We start from the raw sequence: 2,921 nt of genomic DNA, 5'->3' as shown, positions 1-2,921 counted from the left end.
CGTATAAAGGGGTAGAAGTATTAAAGGAGACGTTAATTAAGTTGGCTAAGGAAGATCTTGATAATTATAAAATACAAGGATAAAAATAAAAAATTGAGTTTTTATTATAAAAAAGACTAATCTGGTGGTATTTCAGCACCAATGATAGAAACATCTACTCCTTCCTCCTTTTGAAGCTTCTTTATGTAACCTACATATATCAGGAATACAATCCCAAGTATAGCTGAGACAATTGGCATTACTGTTAGCCCAACTTTTGACGATAACACGCCGAGTATTGATTCTGACAGAAGGAAAAGCCAGCTAGAGAAGGAAACTACACCAAGAATCGAGATCAATGGAATATTGCCTATCTCAATATTTATTGGTTTTCCGGCTCGTTTATACACTTCCGGAAGTTTTACTGGCAAAAGTATTCCAGCTATGGATGTAAATATCTGCAATAAACCTAAAGATATTGTAAAGAGGTCTGAACCAACAAATACACCTAAAGGTAATAGCGGACTTACAAATATTATCGATATAACTATAGCTATAGTAGTTACTAATTGAGCAATCATAGGCTGACCTTTCTTGTTGATGTATAGCAACTTCTCGGGGAGTAATCTATCAAGGGCAGCAGCTACTAGCTGTCTCGATTGAAATATGATTGAAGGAAATACGTCCTTCATAGGGAAAACTACTATTATAAAACTAGCAATTATCGCGAGAATGTATATGTTACTTATTGATACCGCTCCTAGTAAAGGTATAGATGGAGTTAATCCAACAGAAGATGAGACGTACTCAAGTCTAGATATAAAAGGCAATCCATAAAAATGAATATATGAATAAATAGTTAAAGTCATTAAGGTAAATCCTACTAGCCCAGCCCCAAAAGTAGCCATAAACATTGATCTCTTAGGAGTTTTTGCCTCTCCTACTCCCCAACCACTGAAGTGACTAAATCCACTCCATGAAGACACTAAAGGAATTGATGCAAGGGCGGAAGCTGCGAGACTTGGGGCAATCAATTTCTGTGTCCATCCTTTTGCAGCACTTAAGGACATTATATCTCCATAGGATTTGGACGTTCCTCCAAACACATGGTTCCACAGGATAGAGGACTGGGATGAAGAACTAAATAACATATTGAAATCTAATATGATCAAAATCAACAGTGCTAAATAAAAAGTTATATATATTGCGTATTTCGATGCTTTATATCCAGAAATTGACACCAGCGAAAACGCGACAGTTATAACAATGGCTATTATAATATCAGCTAAAGGATTGGCGAAAGACTTACTTAAGGATATTATTCCTAGATTATGAGTCACATATGCTGTAATTGTTAATGCGCTAGAGATAAAAGAGGCACCTATATATCCTACGTCGCCCATTATTATGCAATATCCTATCCACATAACAATGTTAATAAAATATCCTAATCCGGGATTCAATATCCTGGATATCCATACATACTGACCTCCAGTCTTTGGTAATACTAAACTTAAAAGATACACTACTGAAGCTGCAGAAAAAAGCGGGATTAGATCTATTAATAATGAAATTATCGGTATAGAACCTGGATATTCTCCTACTATTTCGACCGTGAAGAAAAGAATTCCAGAACCCAAGGAGAACGACAGAACAAAAGTTAACATATCGAACGAAGAAAAATTCTTCACCAGACCAGAGGACTCTCTTGCGAAAATTTTTTCGTTAGATTTTTTTGTAGTCATCATATTGAAGAAATTGAAACAGTTTAAAAACTTAATTATAATAAGAATGATCCCACACTCTATATATTTTTATCTACTTAAGTAATTCTTGTTTTATAATGATATAGTTAATAGAGCATTTAAATATGTACCTTAACCGTTCTAATATTATATAGTAATTTTTTTACTAAAAATATATTATTAATAAAATAAAGCTATCATTTGCAGCTTTTATGCCGTTAAAGGTAATGCTTAAAATTAACCAAAAAAATATAACAGCATGAAAGATGAAATTAAGATTTTAAGGATTGAGGTTTTACATGAAAGTTGTTGGACGGAAAAAACTGATAATTTTGATGTTAAAGTTCAAACCATATACGAAGATTTTCCAAATATGGAAGTGTATAATTCTCAACTTTTAGTTTGGGGAAAGGACTCTAAAAAATTTATTAAAATGATTAAAAGCAATGTATATATAGTTAATACCTTTGGAGAAGAAGTCAAACTAATAAATTGTATCTGTAGAAGAGATAATACGATTTCAGACATTGTAAAAAAGTATCAGGGAACAATTCTAAGCCAGTACAATTTCGAAGGAACTGAATATTGGAAAATCCTGATAAAGAATAACGTTATTGATAAGTTCAGAGAGAGACTAGAAGAAATTTCTCATATAAAAGGATTTCAAGTAACAGACTTAACAAGTTTTTCCCCTTTTCCCGAATTAACCAATATACAGAAGAAAATAATTATCAAGGCATTTTCTAAGGGCTATTATTCTTTTCCTAAAAATGCAAATGCTAGAGAAATTTCTAAAGAACTTGGGATAAGTCCAGTAACGTTCATATACCACTTAAGAAAAGCTGAAAGAAATATCATAAAACACTATTTAAATAATGCATGATAATATAAATTATTTCATATAAGTCATTTCCTTTTAACTTTTAGTAAATTTGACTCTCCAAGTTTATTCTTTAATTCGATTAACTCTTTTTCGTCAAACGCACTACCTCCTTTATTTATAAACCTTGATAATTCAACGCAAAACTTACCAGCGTTTTCTAACATGGAAATATTCTGAACTCCAGTCTCATATCCAGGTATAGCGAATTTCGATACAGTAGCCACTCCTATTAATGGGCTCTCCGTATATAACCATGGAGAAATTAACGTACTTATGTGATAAGAATTAAAGTCCATAGGAGTCAAATCTGACGA

The 2,921-nt window shown here is 32.4% G+C and carries 3 protein-coding genes; 1 reads left to right on the top strand and 2 read right to left on the bottom strand.

Annotated features, from left to right (window positions below; genetic code table 11):
- Positions 1–116: 116 nt before the first annotated feature.
- A complete protein-coding gene (locus CM19_RS03940; protein ID WP_048099160.1) occupies positions 117–1,724 on the bottom strand; it encodes an amino acid permease in 1,608 nt (535 codons plus the stop codon).
- Between the two features lie 259 nt (positions 1,725–1,983).
- On the opposite strand from CM19_RS03940, the gene CM19_RS03935 reads away from it, so the two are divergent.
- Complete coding sequence (locus CM19_RS03935) at positions 1,984–2,607, top strand: helix-turn-helix domain-containing protein (RefSeq protein ID WP_048099159.1); 624 nt, start codon at positions 1,984–1,986, stop codon at positions 2,605–2,607.
- 23 nt (positions 2,608–2,630) lie between these two features.
- Here the strand turns inward: CM19_RS03935 and CM19_RS03930 are convergent.
- Positions 2,631–2,921: DUF1177 family protein (locus CM19_RS03930; RefSeq protein ID WP_048099158.1), on the bottom strand; the 291-nt coding region annotated here is incomplete at its 5' end.

Source organism: Candidatus Acidianus copahuensis, from assembly GCF_000632495.1.
GTDB classification, from domain to species: domain Archaea; phylum Thermoproteota; class Thermoprotei_A; order Sulfolobales; family Sulfolobaceae; genus Acidianus; species Acidianus copahuensis.
This window is presented reverse-complemented; position numbering and strand designations above follow the sequence as displayed.